The organism is Thermosipho sp. (in: thermotogales) (genome assembly GCF_020054775.1).
Lineage (GTDB): Bacteria > Thermotogota > Thermotogae > Thermotogales > Fervidobacteriaceae > Thermosipho > Thermosipho africanus.
In genome coordinates, this window is sequence record NZ_JAIHAP010000005.1 from 37,053 (window position 1) to 56,709 (window position 19,657).

The window sequence follows — 19,657 nt, forward strand, 5'->3', positions numbered from 1 at the left end:
GTATATAGAAAGACTGAAGCAGAGGATAAATATGATCGGAATGAAAGAAATGACACTAAAGACACAAATTACATATATGTAACTAGGACAGCAGTTAACAATATTAATAGACACACTCTCTGCTCATCCTAAAATGACTAGATTGATTGAAAATAATTTTTACATTGCCCGGGATTTATTTTATCTTAATTCTTTCAAACAAAAAAGATAAACTAAATTATTGAAATTTAGTTTTAAAACCCATTTTTATTCTTAATATGTTAAGATATAATAAACGAAAATGGAAAAAAATTTAGGATGTGAAAATTATGTTAGAAGAAATCATTAAAGAATTAGAAAATAATTCTAACGAAAAGAAGGCCAAAGCTAGTTATAAATTCTTAAAAGCTTTTCCTGGTGGGTATGGTGAAGGTGATGAATTTTTAGGTTTAACCGTACCTATACAAAGAAAAATAGCAAAAAAATATAAAAATTTACCTTTAGAAGATGTAGAAAAGCTTTTGCAATCAAAATATCATGAACACAGATTAACTGCATTATTTATTTTAATCCTTAATTATAAAAATAAAAAAGAAGAAGTGATAAATATATATTTAAGAAATTTAGATAGAGTAAATAATTGGGACTTAGTTGATTCTTCTGCTCCATATTTATTAGGACCTTACTTAGAAAATAAAGATAAAAGTATACTATATGAGCTTGCAAAATCAGATAATTTATGGAAACAAAGAGTTGCAATTATAACAACATTTTATTTTATCAAAAAAAAGGATTTTAAAGATGCTTTAAAAATAAGCGAATTGCTATTAAATCATAAACATGACTTAATCCACAAAGCTGTTGGATGGATGTTACGAGAAATCGGAAAGAGAGATAAAAAAGTTGAAGAAGAATTTTTAAAAAAATACTATAAAAAAATGCCAAGAACAATGCTAAGATACGCAATTGAAAAATTTCCTGAAGAAGAAAGACAAAAAATTCTTAAAGGAATATGGTGAATTTTGTATTTCAAAAAATATCCTTATAGACAAACAAAATAAAAGCCCCTTTATCGGGGCATTTTTTTGCTTGAATACTTAATTTTTAATCGAACCGGAAACCGTTGGATTTACTAAAAAAATCTGGTGGCGAGGGACGGAATCGAACCGTCGACACGTGGATTTTCAGTCCACTGCTCTACCAACTGAGCTACCTCGCCACCTTTAAGAACTTATGGTGGGTGCGGCAGGACTTGAACCTACGACCTCCTGCTTGTAAGGCAGGCGCTCTCCCTCTGAGCTACGCACCCTTATATTCTGGCGCCCCCAACGGGATTCGAACCCGTGCCTCTGGCTTGAAAGGCCAGTGTCCTAGACCGCTAGACGATGGGGGCTTATTAATCCAAAACTTCCTGCTTATTTTCTTTTCAATTTCGTGAGCAACCGATAATTATCATATCAAAAAACACTCCTATTGTCAAGCAGAATTTTTGTAACTTTTCTCTGACAAGTAAAAAAATATGTTGTTAATATAAAAAATATCTCTTTATCATATTTATAGAATTTATGGTAAAATAAATATGACATATTTTTTCAGAGGTGATTAAATGGCAAAAGGTACTGATATAATTGTAGCAATAATGATTGCTGCTATTGTTTTATTAATGATTCTACCTATCCCAGGTTTTTTATTAGACTTTTTTCAACTTTTAAATCTTTCACTTTCACTAATAATCCTTTTTTCAACAATGTATATTAGAAAAGCACTCGAACTTTCTTCATTCCCTACAATATTGTTAGTTATAACATTATTCAGACTTGGATTAAATGTAGCTTCTACAAGATTAATATTACTTCAAGGCCCAAAATTTTCTGGTAAAGTTATCAGAGCTTTTGGTGACTTTGTCGTTGGTGGTAATTATGTTGTTGGTCTTGTAGTATTTTTAATACTTGTTATAATTCAATTTATAGTAATTACCAGAGGTTCAGAAAGAATTGCAGAAGTTGCAGCAAGGTTTACGCTTGATGCAATGCCTGGAAAACAAATGAGTGTTGATGCAGATTTAAATGCAGGTTTAATTACAGAAGATGAAGCAAGAAAAAGGCGTGAAGAAATAAGGAGAGAAGCCGATTTCTATGGAGCAATGGACGGTGCTTCAAAATTTGTTAGAGGTGATGCAATAGCTAGTATAATAATAGTTCTTGTAAATATAATTGGTGGATTAATTATAGGAATATTGACCCACAAAATGACTGTATCTGAAGCTGCTCAAACATTTACTTTATTTACTGTAGGTGATGGCCTTGTAACTCAAATCCCGGCATTAATGGTTTCTACCGCAACTGGTATATTAGTATCGAGGGCAGCTTCAGAAGATAATCTTGGAAACGAATTAGTAAGAGAATTAAGCGGCGAAAAAAAGGTAATAATCCTAACAGGATTTATTCTCATATTCCTTGGAATCTTTACTCCTATTCCTTTTTCTGCCGCAATTTTAGGAACATTATTTATGATAACAGGTTTCTTAATTAAAAGCACCACAGAACCACAACTTGAAAGCATTGGTGGTAGTGCTGAAATTCCAACATCTCAAACACCAAGCGGCCCTATTTTAACTACTCCACAGGAAGTATCAGAAATTTTGCAAACTGATACTGTTGAAGTTGAAATTGGATATGGTCTTATACCTCTTGCTGATACATCTCAAGGTGGAGACTTATTAGAAAGGGTAACAATGGTAAGAAAACAAATTGCATATGAATTAGGATTAGTAATATCACCAATAAGGGTACGTGACAGTGTCTTACTAAAATCAAATGAATATGCTATATTTATTAGAGGCGCACAAGTTGCAAAATATGAACTCATGCCCAATAGATTACTTGCAATCAATCCAGGAACTGTTACTGAAAAAATACCAGGAATCGAAACAAAAGAGCCAGCTTTTGGGCTCCAAGCATTTTGGATTGATGAAAGTAAAAAAGAAGAAGCTAGTAGATTAGGATATACCGTTGTTGATCCTCCAACAGTTTTTGCAACACATTTAACAGAAGTATTAAAAAGAAATGCTCATGAACTACTAGGTACCAGAGAATTTGAACTACTTGTTGAAGGCTTAAGAAGTAAATTTGAAAAACTTGTAGATGATCTGTTTAATGTATTAAAACCATCTGATGTAAAAAAAGTTCTTCAGAGATTACTAAAAGAAGGTATTCCTATTAGAAATCTTTCTTTAATATTTGAAACTCTATTAGAATATGGTGAACAAACAAAAGATGTAATTTATTTGACAGAAAAAGTAAGAAAGGCCATGAAAAGACAAATTATTACTCCTTTAATATCACCAGATGGAATTTTACATGCAGTGGCTATTGATAACGAACTTGAAAAAAATTTGGTAAATCTTGTAAGAGAAAATGATACTGAAAGATATCTTGACCTAAACCCAGAAATTATGAGAGAATTAATTGAGTCAATTTCTAACTCTCTAGAAAATATTATGAAAAAAGGATATAATCCTGTTTTAATTTGTTCATCCTCATTAAGACCACTTATATCAGATTTACTTTTAAAATTTATTCCTGGAGTTTATGTAATATCATATGATGAAATCCCAGAAAATGTTTCCGTGCAAATCGAAGGAGTGGTTAGATTATGATAGTTAAAAAATATGTTGTAAAAGATATAAAAGAAGCACTCGAGAAAATTAAAATTGATCTTGGGAAAGATGCAGTAATTTTAGGAACAAGAAAAATTAAAAAAGGTGGTTTTTTAGGTATAGGGGCTAAGATTTTCTTAGAAGTTACTGCTGCTGTTGAAGAAAAAGAAGTAGAAAAACAAAAACAAAATGAAAACAAACAAATATATCAGTTACAAGAAATATTATCAAAAAATTCTAAAACTACAACTTCTAGTTCTGAATTATCCGAAATAAAAAAAAATGATGTACGAGCTAAAAACAATGGTTTCTAGTCAAAAGGCTGATAATGAGCCTGAATGGAGCAAAGATTTAAGAAAATCTTTATCATTTCATGATGTTAATTTCGAAATTATTGAAAAAATTATCGAATACATAAAAATAAAATATGGGAGTATAGACTTCAATGACGAAAATAGTAGGTTCGTACTATCTGAAGTTTTTTTGCCATTTATAAAAACTGAAGTTCCAGATTTAACTGGAAAGATCATGTTTGTTGGGCCAACGGGTGTTGGAAAAACTACAACACTTGCAAAGCTTGCAGCAAAAATGTCAATTAATAACCACAAAAAGGTTGGAATACTTACTCTAGATACATACAGAATCGCCGCAACTGAACAATTAAAAACTTATGCAACATTGATGGATATTCCAATGAGAGTAGCATATACTCCAAAAGAAGCAAAAATTGAACTTGAAGCAATGTCTGATTTTGACCTTGTTTTTATAGATACTGCCGGAAGAAGCCAAAAAAATGATCTACAAATGAATGAAATTAAAGCAATGTCAGAAATTATAAACCCGGACTTTATTTTTTTAGTTGTAGGAATGCAGTATAGAAGTAATGACGTAGAGTTAATTACCAAAAAATTTTCATCAGTTTCTCCAACACATGTAATCTTAACAAAAATGGACGAAACATCTTCTTTAGGACATTTCTTAAATATAGGTCATTATATAAATAGTCCTATAATCTTTGTTACAAACGGCCAAAGGGTTCCTGATGATATTATGGAAGCAAACAACAAAGAACTCTCTATAATCTTGTCCAGAGAGGTGCTAAATTATGTTAAATCAAGCAAGCAATTTGATTAATCTTGAAAATGTTGTTTTAATTGGTAGTGGAAAAGGCGGAGTTGGAAAAACATTAATTACAGTAAACCTAGCTATTGTTTTAAAACAGCTGGGATATAAGGTACTAATATTTGATTTAGACGTTGGTTTTACAAATTCTGATGTTCTTTTAAATGTTCACCCACAATATTCTATAAATGATCTATTACTAAATAAATGCGAAAGGGAAGATGTAATCTGTTCAACTGAATATGGTGTAGACCTTGTAAGTGTAGGAAGCGATATTGAGTCAATTTTCAACTTTAATCCAGAAAATATTAAAAACTTTTACATAAAATTTGCACAAATTGCAAAAGATTATGATTTTACACTCATAGATCTTCCACCTGGCTATAATAACAATTATGCTCCATTCTTTAATAGTGCTTCACATACTATTACAATTACTACCACACATCCAACTTCTCTTGTAAACTCATATACTTTTGTTAAAATTTTAATCCACAAAGGAGTTTCATCTTCTAACATACACTTGGTTGGAAATAATGTTGAAAATTATAACGAATCTCTTGAAAATCTTAAACGTTTTTCATCGGTTTTAGAAAAGTTTACAGGAGAAAAAATGGGCTCACTAACAATTATCAAAAGACATAATCTTGTAGAAAAAAGTGTTTTTAATAGAAAACCTTTTGTCATTGATCACCCTAAAATACAACCAACTTTCGCTCTATACAGAATTGCATCTATTTTAACAAAAAAAGATATTTTATACAAAGAAAACATATTAGACAAAATCCTCTCATTTTTTAGGAGTGATCAGGAATGACTATTATTGAATTTATAAATAAAAACTTAAGTGGTATTTATTTATTAGCAAAGGATCATAATAAAAATGATTATCAAGTAAGACTAATTAATATACAAAAAACTGGAGTTGTTGAAATAGAAAGCAACGAACAGTTTAACATTGGAAAAACATTGCAATTAAATATTCCAGTAAAAGAAGCTCTACTACTTTTCGTTGGTGAGGTATTTGATATTAAAGAAAAGAGACATTTTTTAAAAACTCATGAAAAAGTTGGAATAATTCAAAGACGCAAAGAAAAAAGATATCCATACTTTAAAAGAGCTACTTTCTCTAATAATAAAATACTTATAATCGATGTCTCGAAATCTGGAATGCAAATTTTTTCAGAGAAAGAAATGGAATTAAAATCAAGTTATGAAATAGCAATAGATGATAAAAAAATTAATATTATTCCTATGTGGAGAATCTATGAAGAAGAAATATATAGAATTGGATGTAAAGTTTCCAATGAATCTTTAAATTTATGGAATAACATACTAAATATTTAGAAAGGGTGCAGCCAATGGCATCATATGTAACAAACATTCCTGCTGAAAAGGCATTAAAAATTGGCCTTCCTGGAGTTGTTGAAATTACAATGGTAAAAGAATTAGAAGGTACTTATAAAACATCCATTGCTGATATGGAGCTTTCAAAAAAAATAATTTACTTGTCTATACCTACATACAAAGGCAGGATGATCCCTATACCAAAAGGCGTAAGAATGAATGTCAAAATATTTGATAAAAGTTCCATGTTTTCATTCACAACCGTTTCCCTGGGTGTTATAAAAAGAGATAATCTTTACATGCTTCCTGTGCTTGCACCTGATGAAGTTAAAAAAACAGAAAGAAGAAAATTCAAAAGAATTCCATTATATGTATATGGAATTTTAAAAAAATCATTGGATGAAAATTCAGAAGCTATACAATTTTTAACAAAAGATTTTAGCGCTGGTGGAATTAAATTTGTTACAAATACAATATTAAAAGAAGGAGATATAATATATGTAACTCTGAATCTCGATGACGAATTACAAATAGATAATCAAAAAGCAAAAATTGTAAGAGTAGATCAAAAAACAGAAGAAGGATATCAATATGGAGCCCAGTTTTTAGAAGTTCCACGGCAACTTGAAAATAAAATGGTAAGGTTTGTTTTTCAAAAAGAAATTAAGGCAAAAAAATAGGAGGGATTATAATGCTTGAAAAATTAAATGATTCTCAGCTTGATTTTTTAAAAGAAATAGGAAATATTGGATCTGGAAATGCTGCTACCGCACTTTCCACTATGATTGGGAAAAAAGTAGATATATCTGTCCCTTCAACAAAAGTTGTACCCATTTCCCAAATTCCTTTTATCTTTGAAAATCCAGAAGAAATAGTTTGTGCAATAAAAATGAAAATGAGAGAAGATGTTGAAGGAGAAATACTTTTAATCTTGAACTCTAATACAGTCAAAGAAATAAATAAAATATTAACTGGAAGTACTTTAGAAGATATTACTAGCCTTGATGAGTTTTCTGCTTCAATGCTTAAAGAAATTGGAAATATAATGTGTGGTTCATATGTAACTGCACTTTCAGGATTTACAGGTTTCTTTATAAACCCAGATCCACCAGAACTTGCCGTTGATATGATAAGTGCGGTTTTGGCCGAAGTATCATTATCTGTATCAACAACAGAAGACTACATTCTGTTGATTGAAACCTCAATAAAAATTGAAGACATAGACAAAGAATTAACAGGATATCTGCTTTTACTTCCAAATGAGGAATCACTAGAAAAAATACTTAAAAAATTGGGGATGTGGAATTAATGCCAATCAAGTCAAAGAAAATAATTGGTATAGGCGATTATGCCATTGGTGATAAAAATACGATTCTTGTAACGTTAGGCCTTGGATCATGTGTGGGTGTATGTATAAGAGACAAAAATAAATTGATAGGTGCAATGGTACATGTTATGCTTCCTGATAGTGATGGAAAAGAAATTAATAAACCTGGAAAATATGCAGATACTGGGATTAAAATAGTTGTTGAAGAACTCAAAAAATTAGGTGCAACTACATTTGAGGCTAAAATTGCTGGTGGGGCTTCTATGTTCGAAAAATCAGCAATGGATGTGGGTAAACGAAATGTGGAATCTGTCAAAAAATGGCTTTCAAAATTTGGAATTAGAATTGTTTCAGAAGACACTGGAGGAAATCGTGCAAGAAGTATTGAATATGATATTGAAACTGGAAAACTAATGGTAAGGAAAGTTAAAACTGGTGAAAACGTGGAGGTAATTGAAATTTGATAAATAAAGAAGCATTAGTAAGTGAATATCTACCATATATAAAAAAAATTGCATACGATTTGAAAAGAAATCTTCCTCACAACGTGGAAGTTGATGATTTAATACAGGAAGGTTTAGTTGCTTTTTTACAAGCTATAGAAAAATTTGACCCTAAAAAGGGAGCAAAATTAAGGTCATACTTGCTTACACGCGTAAAAGGTGCAATGTACGACTATCTTAGAAAAATCGATTGGATGCCAAAAAATTTAAGACATGATATAAAATTAGTTGAAGACGCAATTGTAAATATGGAATCTGATACCAATGATATAGATTTTGAAAAAATAGCAAAAATTACTAATCTGCCTATTGAAAATGTTAAACGTGCTTACAATGAATTAACTAGAAAACAACTTCTAATGTTAGATAGCTACATTTCTGATGATTCCGAGTTAATTGATAAAATTGCTTCAGATGAAAATCCTTATTCATATGCAATTAGCGAATTATTAAAAGAACAACTTATTGAGGCGATAAAAAAATTAGACGATAAGGAGCAGTTACTACTAAGCCTTAGATTTGAGCATGAACTTTCACTAAAGGAAATCGGAAAAGTTTTAAATGTCACAGAATCAAGAGTGTCTCAATTACTTTCCAAGACATTAGCAAAGTTAAAGAAATATTTAGGGGGGGAATAATATGGACCCTATTGAATTACACCCAATTTATACAAGAGCAAGCGTAGAAAAATCTGCTCATTTTAGCAATTTACAAAATTATGCAAATGTTTTATCAGAAATTAATGCAAATCAATTAAAAGAAAAAATAAAAAGAGAACAAAGTTCACCAAAAGTTGTTGAAAAAACATCAAGCAATTTAATAAAAAATTCTACTGAAAAAAATGAAAGCAAAAACAATCAATTTTATAATAAAGAAGGAAAGAAAAATAAAAATAAAGAAGACATTGTCAAAACTGAAAATAATCATATACTGGATGTGAGAATTTGATCGGATATCTTTCTGTAAAAAAAATAATAGATAAATACATTGGTGGAATATTAATAATCAATGATAAGGGAATTCCAGTGGAATTTAAATACACAGAACCAATTATTCCAACAGCAATACAAAAAATCATATATGGTTCTTCGCTAGAAGAATACCTTAGTACTGAAATAATTGGTAAAACACTAATTGAAAAAATTGAAAATAAACCAGAAATTATATTTGTTGACAGTCAAGAACTATTATCACTCGAGAATGTAGTCTTTTTAGCTGAGCTTAAAACTCCTACTGATGAATCATTGGAAATAAATAATAGATATTTTAAAATAATACCATTAAAGGAAAATATTAAAGGTATTTTAATTGATATATCAGAAAAAATAGATATTACGGAACCTTTCTCACGACTTGAAAAGGCGTTGAATTACGTATGCGAATCATAAAAAATATTATCGAAACACTAAAAATGGAACTTGGATTTATAAAAGTTAATAATCTCAAACTCGAATTTTCAGCAAATACTTCTGAAAATTCTATAAATTTGAGCACAAAAACTTTAGATAAAACATTAAGAACAAAGGTTCTGAGGTTAGAATTTGAAAATAAAGTGAATGTAAAAAATGAAGTGATAGAAAAAAATAGCATTCAAATAAAAGATATCGCGTTTTCTGGAAATAATTTAAAGCTCAACGAACTAGGCTTTAAAAAATTTTCTAAAGTTAAAAATCAAACCTTAGCATTTAAAACCCCTAGTTGTACTAAAATGCCAACAGTGATAAAAGATATAAAAATATATAAAACTAATGTTTTTAATATTAAAGTTAATAAAAACTATATTTCATCAATATATACTATAACATTTTCGCCTACACCTTCCGTAAAGAAAGAAAAAATTTTAAGATTGCTGAAAAATATTATTGCCAACTATAAAAATAGCGATATTAAGTTTGTAGGTTATTACAAAAATATTCCTATAGGATATGCCTATAATATAATAATCTCAGACAGAAAATTAATATTACATGCTAAAAGTAAGGGAAAAGATATTTTAAAAGACATTGCTGTTTTTAAAATTGGTGAAAAATATAAATTGGAGGTCATTGAAGATTGATTTATGATCCAGAATATCTCTCAAGACTTACAACTTTAAAAGGAAAAAGAAAAGTAATTGTTGATATCCTGAAAAGTATTAAACATATGAACTCAAACAACTACAAAATATTAATTAATAATTTAGAAAATAAAAAACTAAAAGAAAAATTAAAAAAAACAAATATAAATTATTTTATCATTTATACCTCAAACCTATTACACGGAAACGGAAGCATAATATCTAGACTAAAAATGTTTAAAGAAATAAACATAGAGCCAAACGAAATTGGTGAAATATTGTTTTGGGCTAACCCTAAAAAGTTTCCATTTCCCGATACTTCCGAAAATTACGATAAAAAATATTTTGAACAAAAAAATAAACTACTAAAAAAATATAAGGTATCAGATTTTCTCGAATTATATGTTATCGAAAGTCTTAATAAAGAAACTTTTTTAAATGATATCATTTCTGAAATAAATTCAATTACTTTTCAAAACATAGATAAAATTAACTGGATCAGAGAAATTATATATGAACTTGATCCTGTTTCAAAACAAAAAGTTAGAGAAAAAATATCAATCCATCCATATCTGAAAAGAGCTCTTTTTTCAAAACCAATAAGTCCTGTAATTTTAGACGGCAATAACATCGCTTTTTGGTCTATACCACCGTCCACAAAAAACATTTATAACCTTCTAGAAACTCTCTCAAAAGCCAAGGAGTTTTACTTCCCATTTTATATTGTTTTTGACAAAAACGCTAAATACATGTTCAAAAATGATGGTATATTTAATTTACCAAACGTATACTTTCATTCACCAGCAGATGAATTGATTATTTCACTAGCTAAGACAAAAAAAGGAAAAATTATATCAAAAGACAAATTCAGAGATTGGGATAAAAATATTAAAAAGTTGATTTTAGAAATCTAATTTTTTAACAAAAATATCCGGTTCTTCTCCATCTTTATAAACTGAAAAGAATAAAAGGCCATCACTTACTGTAGGATAAAATACATCATAATTAATATCACTAGTTAAACATGTAACACTAGATGTATCCAAATCTTTCATCCAAATTCTATATATTCCATCCCTATTAGACGTAAAAAACAATTTGTTTTTATAGATCACTGGATCGTGCTCGTTGTAAAAACTATCTTCCACTTTTAAATTTTTCCCATCCACATATTTATATATACCAAAATTTGCACCATTTAAAGAGGTATAATATACATCTCCATCATAAACAAAAGGTGTGAAAACCATATCTCCATAAACATCTAAAACCTGTTTTTTACCATTATAAATGTTTGCCATTATCATTACATTTCCTTTTTCAGTATCTTGTATATATAAAACATTATCATTGTCATACCACACAGGGGTATACGATGGTAAGTTACTGTCAGAAATCTTTTTAATTTTTTTTGAATAATCACTAACCCCAAAAGGCATAGTATATATACTCCAATTTCCATGCAATGAACCTTGAAATAACAGCATTTTCATATCCGGTGAAAACTTTGGATAGTACTCACTGCTACCCCAAACAGGCAAAAGTGTGATTTTCTCATTTTGAATATCAATATATGCTAAATTTCTATTTCCACCTAATCTATCAGTTATGTAAAGAAATTTCCCATCTTTAAAATCTCCATATTCATCAACACCTGGATAAAATGTTAATCTTAAATAATTGTCAAAATCTCTTCTTTTAAGTTTATATATTGAAATTTTTTCTAGAGGATAATAAACTATTTCCTCTAAAAATGTACTATATTTTTTATAACCTTTTGGAGAATAAACACTACTTACAATATAGTCAAAATCCTTGTATGTTGCCTTATATAAATTATTTGTTGAATCATAAGTTAAATAGAGATTTACATAATAATCACATGTTAAATCTGATGAAGAATTAATAAATTTGACGTAATCTTTATATTCACTATATTCTTCATTTATAAGATTACTTGCATCAACAAGTAAGCTATATGTTTCTGTACTATAACTAGTTATTACACCAATAGTGTAAGAAAACAAAATATAAGAAACAAAGGAAAAGGCTAAAATTAACACTCTCTTCATGTTTCATCCTCCAATATTTTTTTTAATTCTTCCTCTTCATTAATTGACGGGTTATCTAATTTTCTACAGTACAATTCATTCATAACTTTTCCAATTTCAACAGAATTTTTCACATTCATTTTTTCTTTTAAATAATTTCCAGAAATGCTAAGCTTTGTTGAAAAAACCCTTTTTAAATATTCTACAAAATATTCTTTAGAATCCTCATCGTCAATATACGACATTATATGCGCAGTTGTTTCAGCTGAAGGTTTACCTATTACTTTATAAATATCTGAAAACCTTATTTTATATTTTATCATGTTTAAAAGAGGAGGCAATCTTGTCTCTGTCGCTTTTATCTCATCTATAAATTTTTTAGGAATACCATATTTTTTGATAACCTTTTTTAATGTATCAATATCATAATATTCAAGCAAAATCCTCAGTAATGAATAAAAAACATTAATCTTTTTATACAATTCTTTTATAATTCTAAGGTTATTAAACAAATTTTCTAACTTTTTTTCCATAACAGATGTAAAATAGGTTTTAGGAAATATGTGTTTTAAAATCTTTAGCTGCGCTAATCTTTTTATTGCATTTAACGGCTCTCTTTCTTCTAGAATTTTTTCTAACTCCTGTCTTATCCTTTGTCCACTAACTTTTTCAAGAAAACCTCCATTGAGTGTTTCATTTAAAATCCTCAATGTTTCTTCTTCTATTTTAAACCCAAATCTCTGCTCAAACCTCACAGCTCTAATTATTCTTGTTGGATCTTCAACAAAGCTTAATTTGTGCAATACTCTTATTAAACCTTCTTTTAAATCTTTTCTTGAATCGAAAAAATCATAAAGTAATCCAAATTCTTTAGTATTTAATTTTATTGCCATTGCATTAATAGTAAAATCACGACGATATAAATCCTTTTTTATGGTACTAATATCTACTTGCGGTAAATCAGCTGGTTTTTCATAATATTCTGTCCTAGCTGTTGCTATATCTATCCTAAAACCATCTTTAAAAAACAGCGACGCTGTCAAAAATTTTTCATGTTCTACCATCTTAGCTCCTAACTGCTTGCTTGCATACTTTGCAAATTCTAATCCGTTTCCTTCAACCACAATATCTATATCATAATTTTCTAATCCTAAAAGTAAATCCCTAACAAAACCTCCAACTACATAAACAGGCATTTTTTTATCTTCACCATAGCTTCCAATAAGTCTTAAAAGATTTAGTATCCGACTAGGAATTCTTTCAACCATCAAATGTTTAACATCTTCAAATTTCAGTGTTGATTCATTTCCTTTTTTCAACTCTTTTTCATCAAGGTTAAGTAAATCTGATCGAGTAATTATTCCAACCAAAATATTATTTTTATTCAAAACAGGTATCCTACCAACATCGTTTTCAAGCATTAGCTTTTTTACCTTAAAAACCGGATCATCTTCATACACGGTAACAAGTGATGTAGTCATTATAGACTTTACCGGACGATCTGAAAAACCATGCCTCATTGCCTTATCAACTGCTTTTCTTGTAACAATACCAACTAATTTATTACCTTCAATTATTGGGAAACCTCCATGCCCCGTCAAATTCATCATTTCATATACTTTACCAATGCTTTCATGTGTAAAAACTGTCCTAACAGGTGATGTCATTATATCTTTTGCCCTTTTAGAAAAATTTATAAATTTTGGAAGAACATTTTTTAATTTATAAATTACCTCATCCAAAGAAACATTTTGAAGAGTTGCAGAACCAGCTTTTTCATGCCCGTTACCACCAAAATATTGCATTATTTTCTTTATACTAATATCATCGTTTTTTGTTCTTCCCACCAAAAAGACCTTTTTCCCCATTCTCACTACAACTATTAAAGTTTCTAAATCTTCAAATTCCCAGAGCTTATATGTAATTACATTCAATCCACCAATAAATTTCTCAATCTCTGCTTTAGCAATTGCAATTTTGTAATCATATACATTAAAAGTTTCAACATTCTCACTTAACAAATGCAGTAATTCTTTTTGTTCACTATTTAACTCAAAACTTATAAATTCTTGAACCCAATCAAGTCTTGCTCCATTTTCTAACAAAAATTTTGCAGCTTCAAGATCTTCTGCACTCGTTGTATCATACAAAAAATTACCAGTATCCTCATATATTGCAATTAAGAATAGAGTTGCTTCCTCTGGAGAAATATCTATACCATTTTCTTTTATTTTTAAAACAAAATAACTCGTTATTGCTCCAATTTCAAAGCTATTTACTTCTATTTTTTCATCTATTAACTTCAATTTTGGATGATGATCATATGCAACTATCTTAGTATCATCAGTTACTTTTTCTAAAATCTTACTTCCAACTCTATCTAAACTTGCCGTATCCACAAGAACAAGCTCTTTTAAATTTTCATTGATTTCTACATCCCTAAAATATTTAAATTCAAATAATCTTAAAAATTCTTCAAGATTTTGTTGAAATCTTCCGCTAACTACTATTTCAAATTCTGGATTTATTTTCTTAAATGCATATGCAGATGCAAAACCATCAAAATCAGGAGTTCTATGTGGAGTAACTATTTTCAAAATATCACTTCCCGTTTTTTCAAAACATTCACAGTTGAAGTAACAATTTCAACATCACCATTAACCGTCAAGAGAGCATAAAATAATTCACTTCTTCTTTGAAATTTTTTGCCATGCATTTTCTCTACAACAGGTTTCCACGAGCCACAATTGATATAATACTTTGGATTATTTGACACGTTAAAAATATTAAATGTATTTTTATGTATGTGTCCCATAATAACCCCATTGACTTCTTCTATATCATTTCTATAGTCATACCCTACAAAATGTTTTTCATAATTAATCCGGCCTTTTAATACCTTTTTAGCCTTTTTTATCAAATAATCAGTTCTTTTAAATTTTCTCAAATTCATTATTACCCTTACGATTATTTCACCTAACTTTATACCTCCAAAATTATTCAAAAATAACTTTGAAAAATTACTCCAAAAAGGATAATTGGTTTTCATCCATTTTTTTGCTTCAAGGCTTTTCATCATTCCTAAAAACTCTTCCATCCAAAATCTCAAAAGATCAATTCCTAAGTCATACTTCTTAGACACTATCTCAAACCAATCAAATAAATCAAGGGTAGGGCGAACATTATCATAATCTCTTAAAATCTCGCTTGGTACTTTTCCATGCACCTTTTCATCAAAATTTTTTATCATATATCTTACTATATATTCACCAAGTGGTGGAAGTATTTTTCCTGTTGCTTTATCTACAGCAAATTTATTTACTGGATCAAACTGATTACCGTGGACAACTAACATTTTTAGAGTTTCGTCATAATGATATGGCTTTATAGTTAAATTTGGAATTTTCTCCAAAAGCTTTTCTGATAAACCCTTATTTTTATAAATATAATAATCGTGATTTCCAATTATATAGAAAATTCTATTACCGTTTTTAGCAAATTTTCTTAAGCTCGAAAAAACTTTTGGATGTTTTATCTCAATTTCTTCTATAATATCAGAACTAACGCTTTGAATAGATTCTTCATAATTAAGCAAATCAAAATCTAACTTTGAACTACTTTCAACCAGTTCAAATCCATCGCCAACTATAAATAAATCTACATTTGAAAAATCAGAAAAATCTAGCATTAACTTTTCAAAATGCTCGTCGTGTTCAAAATCATCCTTTGCGCTCCCATTTCCTATGTGCAAATCACTCAAAAATAGGTACCTTTTCATTCTAATTCACCTTCATAATTTAAATAGTTTATCAGGCTTTACAATATGAACATCAATGTTTTTTAATTCTTCTTTAAAATTTTCGAGAAAACGCTCAGGCCTTTTTCCGTATCTTCCAGAGATGTGATACAAAATTAATGTTTTAATTTTGGTGTCTTTAATTAAATCAATAATGTCTTCAAGAACCGCATGATTTTTATATTTTCTATCTTCCTTCTTAAAAAATGTACATTCATGAAATAAAATATCCGTATCAAAAACATCCTCTTTCTTTAAAAGATAAGTATCACCAGATACTGTTAAAATTTTCTTTTCAAACTTTTCAGAAACATAACCACTTCCATACTTTCTTGAAAGTTCAGCAATTTCTTTTTGACTTAGACTTTGAAATTCTTTTTTTAATCTCTTTCTTACCTCATATAAATGATACCCAAAGCTTTTTTCACTGTAAGTATGAACCACAGAAAATGCTTTAATGTACTTTGGCTGATTTTCTTCTCTTAAATAAACAATTTGGCCATCTTTTAGCGGAAATACATTTAAATTAAATCTTAAATCAGAATTCATCTTTTTAATAAATCTCAAATATTCTTCAATTCCCTTATTTCCTATTGGATAATAAATGTTTAATTCCTTTTCTCTATCTCCCATTGCATTATTTCTAGTATTAATTAAAGCCCACAATCCAGAAATATGATCTACATGGCCATGAGTTAAAAATATATGCTTAATAGCATATATTTTATTATTTAATAAAGTTGCAACTCCTTCACCAGCATCAAATAATATTCGCTCAGGTGAATAATAAATCCAAGTTGTATATAAAGCTTTTGAATATGCTATTACATTCAATTTTTACCCTCCTGAACTACCTCTACTTTAATTTTGCCAGTAATTCCCTCTGGTAACTTTACTGTTATTTCATACAAACCAAGCTCTTTTATTGGCTTATTCAAAACAATATGTTTTTTGTCAATATCTTTTCCCGTTTTTTCAGAAATTGCCTTAGCAATATCCGCATTTGTAAGTGCACCAAATAATTTCCCGCTTCCACCAGTTTTTACAGGAATTTTGTACAAATGCTTTTGTAAAAGTTTTAGCAACTCTTCACTTTCTTGCTTTATTTTTTTCTTTTCTTCTTCTTCTTTCATCTTTTGTGCTTTAAGCTGCTTCATAACAGCAGGAGTAGCTTCTAACGCTAAACCTTTTGGTATAAGAAAATTTCTAGCATATCCATCAGAAACATTTTTTACTTCCCCTTTTTTACCAATTTTTGCAACATCCTTTAATAAAACAACCTTCATTTAAATCACCTCCGAAAATCTTTTATTACTATTCTATCGTTTCCTGAATAATCCTTAATTACATTCCAGTCCTTTTTTCTAAAAAAATCTCCTTGATCATGTCCTATTTCCATAACTACAATTTTTCCATTTAGATCATAGCTGCTTAAAAATTCTCTATAAAAATCTAATCCATCTTCTCCTCCAAATAAAGCTTCCTTAGGTTCAAACATAACTTCCTTTTGAAGGTTTGAATTATTTTTAACATAAGGTGGATTTGATACAATAAGCTCAATCTCATCATATTCATTTTTGAATGGTTCCAAAAATTTACCTAATCTTAAATCTAATCTATCAATTACTCTGAACTTTCTTGCATTCTTTTTTGCTATTTCCAAGGCTTTTTTTGAAATATCCGTTCCAAATCCAACACAATTTGTTTCAAGTAATATAGAAATGATTACTGCCCCACTTCCAACACCTATTTCGGCGACTTTTTTTATTTTCTCTTTATCGATTACTTTCAATGCATTTTCAACAAGTAATTCTGTTTCAGGTCTTGGGATTAAAACTCCTTCTTCTACATAAAAATTATGTTTATAAAAGCTTTTTTCATTTAATAAATATGATAATGGAAATCCCACTAATCTTTTATTTAAAAGATCAAAAAAACTTTGCTCACAAAACTGATATTCAGGGTGAGCAACCAAATATTCTTTAGTTTTACCAGTAATTTTTTTTATAACAAGATAGGCTTCCAATTCAGGAAGCCCTCTATCTTTGTAAATTTTTAATGCTTCATAAACCGTCATATCCCTAACTGAGCTCTTACACTTGGATCAACTCTATCAGGAGTCCAAGGTGGATCAAAGGTAAGTTCAACTTTTACATCATTTATTCCTTCAATTTCTCTAAGTTTGGTTTCTGCATCTTGCAAAATTAGACCTGCAAGCGGACACATTGGAGTTGTCATTGTCATTAACACATACACGTTATCATTTTCATCAATCTTTATTTCATACACTAATCCTAATGATACTACATCCAATCCAATTTCAAAATCAATTACTTCTTTTAACTTGTTATAAACCATTTCTTCTGTTATTTTTCCCATAAATATCACTCCTTTTTATTATCAAATTTTTTTATTAAATCTGCTATATCATTAGCAATAATTGTTGATTCATCCATATCTGGACCTTCAACCAGAACTCTTACAACTGGTTCTGTTCCAGATGGTCTTACTATAACTCTATAATCTTTAATTGATTTTAATTTTTCAAATACTTCTTTTGATTTATAAACTTCCTTATCATTAACCTTTACATTTATCATCACTTGCGGATAGTCAGGTATTAAATTCGACAAATCAGCCAATCTTTTTCCAGAATTTACCATAGCTGATAACGTTTCTAGTGCTGTAATAAGCCCATCACCTGTTGTAGATCTATCTAGATAAATTATATGACCACTTCTTTCTCCGCCCAAAGTTATATTTTCCTTTAACATCTCTTCCAAAACATATCTATCTCCAACTTTAGTTCTTACTACATCTATTGAATTTTCATTTAAAAATCTTTCAAGTCCCATATTAGACAAAATTGTTACCACTACCTTATCATTCTTCAAACGCCCTTCTTTTTTTAACTGTAATGCTGTCAAACCTATAATTTTATCTCCATGAAATTCCTGACCATTTTCATCCAAAAAAATACACCTATCCCCATCTCCATCATGCAAAATTCCAATCTTTCCATTAACTATGTAATTTTTTATGTTTTCTGGATGAGTTGAACCACAATCTTTATTTATATTAAAACCATCAGGTTCATTATTAACAACTTCAATTTTTGCTCCAAAATATTCCAAAATTTTGGGATTCAGATTAAACGTTGCTCCGTTAGCAACATCCATTACAATTTTTATTCCTGACAAATCTAAATTCTTATAAAGTTCCTTTATATAATTAAAATACTCTTCTTCAGCCAACCTATAATCTATTACTCTTCCAACCTTTTCAAAAGAATTATACTTTACATTTTGCATTTCATTTTCTATACGTTCTTCTAAACTATCAGGCAACTTATAACCCTTCATTATTACCTTCAATCCATTATATTCAGGAGGATTATGAGATGCAGAAATCATTATTCCTGCTGCATCTTCAAGTTTGGTTATTAAAGCAAGTGCTGGAGTCGGCATTATTCCACACCTATATACATCAGCGCCCGCAGAAGTAATACCAGCAATAAGAGCTGCTTCTAACATATCACCTGAATTCCTTGTATCTTTTGCAATAAAAACTTTTCCATTAACCATGTTTCCTACAGCATTACCAAGTCTAAAAGCTAGCTCTGGAGTTAGAAATTCATTAACAACTCCTCGAATTCCATCTGTTCCAAAATATCTCACTGTTCTTCCTCCTTGTCCAATATATACACCGAATCTTCTCCATCCACTTCACTTATCCTAACTTTAATAGTTTCTCTTTCCTTTGAACTTGGAATATTTTTTCCAACATAATCTGGGCGTATAGGAAACTCCCTATGACCT

General features: G+C 29.3%; 20 protein-coding genes, 3 tRNA genes and 2 pseudogenes. 13 read left to right on the plus strand and 12 right to left on the minus strand.

Going from position 1 to position 19,657, the window contains the following annotated elements:
- The first annotated feature begins 308 nt into the window (after positions 1-308).
- Positions 309-998 carry a DNA alkylation repair protein gene (locus tag JG780_RS02105; protein WP_287569071.1) on the plus strand — a complete coding sequence of 230 codons (690 nt, stop codon included), beginning with the start codon at positions 309-311 and terminating at the stop codon, positions 996-998.
- A 124-nt stretch (positions 999-1,122) separates the two neighbouring features.
- Here the strand turns inward: JG780_RS02105 and JG780_RS02110 are convergent.
- The 3 genes from JG780_RS02110 to JG780_RS02120 all read right to left on the minus strand — a co-directional run bounded on the left by JG780_RS02110 (position 1,123) and on the right by JG780_RS02120 (position 1,372).
- Positions 1,123-1,198, minus strand: a tRNA-Phe gene (locus tag JG780_RS02110).
- A 15-nt stretch (positions 1,199-1,213) separates the two neighbouring features.
- Positions 1,214-1,288: transfer RNA gene (locus JG780_RS02115), tRNA-Val, on the minus strand.
- A gap of 8 nt (positions 1,289-1,296) precedes the next feature.
- A tRNA-Glu gene (locus tag JG780_RS02120) sits at positions 1,297-1,372 on the minus strand.
- Between the two features lie 213 nt (positions 1,373-1,585).
- Here JG780_RS02120 and flhA point away from each other — a divergent pair.
- From flhA to JG780_RS02180, 12 genes and pseudogenes are all read left to right on the plus strand, one after another.
- Positions 1,586-3,637 (plus strand): flagellar biosynthesis protein FlhA, encoded by a 2,052-nt coding sequence (gene flhA, locus JG780_RS02125; RefSeq protein WP_287569072.1) that lies wholly within the window; start codon positions 1,586-1,588, stop codon positions 3,635-3,637.
- Positions 3,634-4,771: pseudogene (gene flhF, locus JG780_RS02130) on the plus strand (flagellar biosynthesis GTPase FlhF). The gene flhA and the pseudogene flhF overlap by 4 nt, the downstream one beginning before the upstream one ends.
- Positions 4,743-5,576, plus strand: a complete 834-nt coding sequence (locus JG780_RS02135; RefSeq protein ID WP_012580389.1) for a P-loop NTPase — start codon at positions 4,743-4,745, stop codon at positions 5,574-5,576. The pseudogene flhF and the gene JG780_RS02135 overlap by 29 nt, the downstream one beginning before the upstream one ends.
- Positions 5,573-6,106, plus strand: a complete 534-nt coding sequence (locus tag JG780_RS02140) for a PilZ domain-containing protein (protein WP_004102654.1) — start codon at positions 5,573-5,575, stop codon at positions 6,104-6,106. The genes JG780_RS02135 and JG780_RS02140 overlap by 4 nt, the downstream gene beginning before the upstream one ends.
- A 14-nt stretch (positions 6,107-6,120) precedes the next feature.
- Complete coding sequence (locus JG780_RS02145) at positions 6,121-6,786, plus strand: flagellar brake protein (RefSeq protein ID WP_012580388.1); 666 nt, start codon at positions 6,121-6,123, stop codon at positions 6,784-6,786.
- Positions 6,787-6,797: 11 nt separating this feature from the next.
- Positions 6,798-7,415 carry a CheY-P phosphatase CheC gene (gene cheC / locus JG780_RS02150; RefSeq protein WP_012580387.1) on the plus strand — a complete coding sequence of 206 codons (618 nt, stop codon included), beginning with the start codon at positions 6,798-6,800 and terminating at the stop codon, positions 7,413-7,415.
- Positions 7,415-7,897, plus strand: a complete 483-nt coding sequence (cheD, locus tag JG780_RS02155) for a chemoreceptor glutamine deamidase/glutamate methylesterase CheD (protein WP_004102648.1) — start codon at positions 7,415-7,417, stop codon at positions 7,895-7,897. Before cheC ends, cheD begins: the two co-directional genes overlap by 1 nt.
- Complete coding sequence (locus JG780_RS02160; RefSeq protein WP_287569073.1) at positions 7,894-8,574, plus strand: FliA/WhiG family RNA polymerase sigma factor; 681 nt, start codon at positions 7,894-7,896, stop codon at positions 8,572-8,574. Before cheD ends, JG780_RS02160 begins: the two co-directional genes overlap by 4 nt.
- Position 8,575: 1 nt before the next feature.
- A complete protein-coding gene (locus tag JG780_RS02165; protein ID WP_114702497.1) occupies positions 8,576-8,884 on the plus strand; it encodes a hypothetical protein in 309 nt (102 codons plus the stop codon).
- On the plus strand, positions 8,881-9,324 hold the full coding sequence (locus JG780_RS02170; protein ID WP_012580384.1) for a hypothetical protein: 444 nt from the start codon (positions 8,881-8,883) through the stop codon (positions 9,322-9,324). The genes JG780_RS02165 and JG780_RS02170 overlap by 4 nt, the downstream gene beginning before the upstream one ends.
- Complete coding sequence (locus JG780_RS02175; protein WP_287569075.1) at positions 9,312-9,992, plus strand: hypothetical protein; 681 nt, start codon at positions 9,312-9,314, stop codon at positions 9,990-9,992. The genes JG780_RS02170 and JG780_RS02175 overlap by 13 nt, the downstream gene beginning before the upstream one ends.
- Positions 9,989-10,906 carry a hypothetical protein gene (locus JG780_RS02180; protein ID WP_287569076.1) on the plus strand — a complete coding sequence of 306 codons (918 nt, stop codon included), beginning with the start codon at positions 9,989-9,991 and terminating at the stop codon, positions 10,904-10,906. Before JG780_RS02175 ends, JG780_RS02180 begins: the two co-directional genes overlap by 4 nt.
- Here JG780_RS02180 and JG780_RS02185 read toward each other — a convergent pair.
- From JG780_RS02185 to JG780_RS02225, 9 genes and pseudogenes are all read right to left on the minus strand, one after another.
- Entirely contained in the window at positions 10,895-12,064 is a 1,170-nt protein-coding gene (locus JG780_RS02185; protein ID WP_287569078.1) for a TolB family protein, read from the minus strand. The two genes, JG780_RS02180 and JG780_RS02185, sit on opposite strands and share 12 nt — an antisense overlap.
- A complete protein-coding gene (locus JG780_RS02190) occupies positions 12,061-14,640 on the minus strand; it encodes a CBS domain-containing protein (protein ID WP_287569079.1) in 2,580 nt (859 codons plus the stop codon). The genes JG780_RS02185 and JG780_RS02190 overlap by 4 nt, the downstream gene beginning before the upstream one ends.
- Positions 14,637-15,821 carry a metallophosphoesterase gene (locus tag JG780_RS02195; RefSeq protein WP_287569080.1) on the minus strand — a complete coding sequence of 395 codons (1,185 nt, stop codon included), beginning with the start codon at positions 15,819-15,821 and terminating at the stop codon, positions 14,637-14,639. Before JG780_RS02195 ends, JG780_RS02190 begins: the two co-directional genes overlap by 4 nt.
- Positions 15,822-15,833: 12 nt before the next feature.
- On the minus strand, positions 15,834-16,673 hold the full coding sequence (locus JG780_RS02200; RefSeq protein ID WP_287569081.1) for an MBL fold metallo-hydrolase: 840 nt from the start codon (positions 16,671-16,673) through the stop codon (positions 15,834-15,836).
- Positions 16,670-17,125: a 50S ribosomal protein L9 gene (gene rplI, locus JG780_RS02205; protein WP_012580380.1), complete on the minus strand. Its 456-nt coding sequence runs from the start codon at positions 17,123-17,125 to the stop codon at positions 16,670-16,672. Before rplI ends, JG780_RS02200 begins: the two co-directional genes overlap by 4 nt.
- Positions 17,126-17,130: 5 nt before the next feature.
- Positions 17,131-17,916 (minus strand): peptide chain release factor N(5)-glutamine methyltransferase, encoded by a 786-nt coding sequence (gene prmC / locus JG780_RS02210; protein WP_004102631.1) that lies wholly within the window; start codon positions 17,914-17,916, stop codon positions 17,131-17,133.
- Entirely contained in the window at positions 17,913-18,218 is a 306-nt protein-coding gene (locus JG780_RS02215) for a metal-sulfur cluster assembly factor (protein ID WP_004102627.1), read from the minus strand. The genes prmC and JG780_RS02215 overlap by 4 nt, the downstream gene beginning before the upstream one ends.
- A 5-nt stretch (positions 18,219-18,223) precedes the next feature.
- A complete protein-coding gene (gene glmM, locus JG780_RS02220; protein ID WP_287569082.1) occupies positions 18,224-19,516 on the minus strand; it encodes a phosphoglucosamine mutase in 1,293 nt (430 codons plus the stop codon).
- A pseudogene (locus JG780_RS02225) lies at positions 19,513-19,657 on the minus strand (bifunctional pyr operon transcriptional regulator/uracil phosphoribosyltransferase PyrR); the annotation flags it as partial. The pseudogene JG780_RS02225 and the gene glmM, both read right to left, overlap by 4 nt.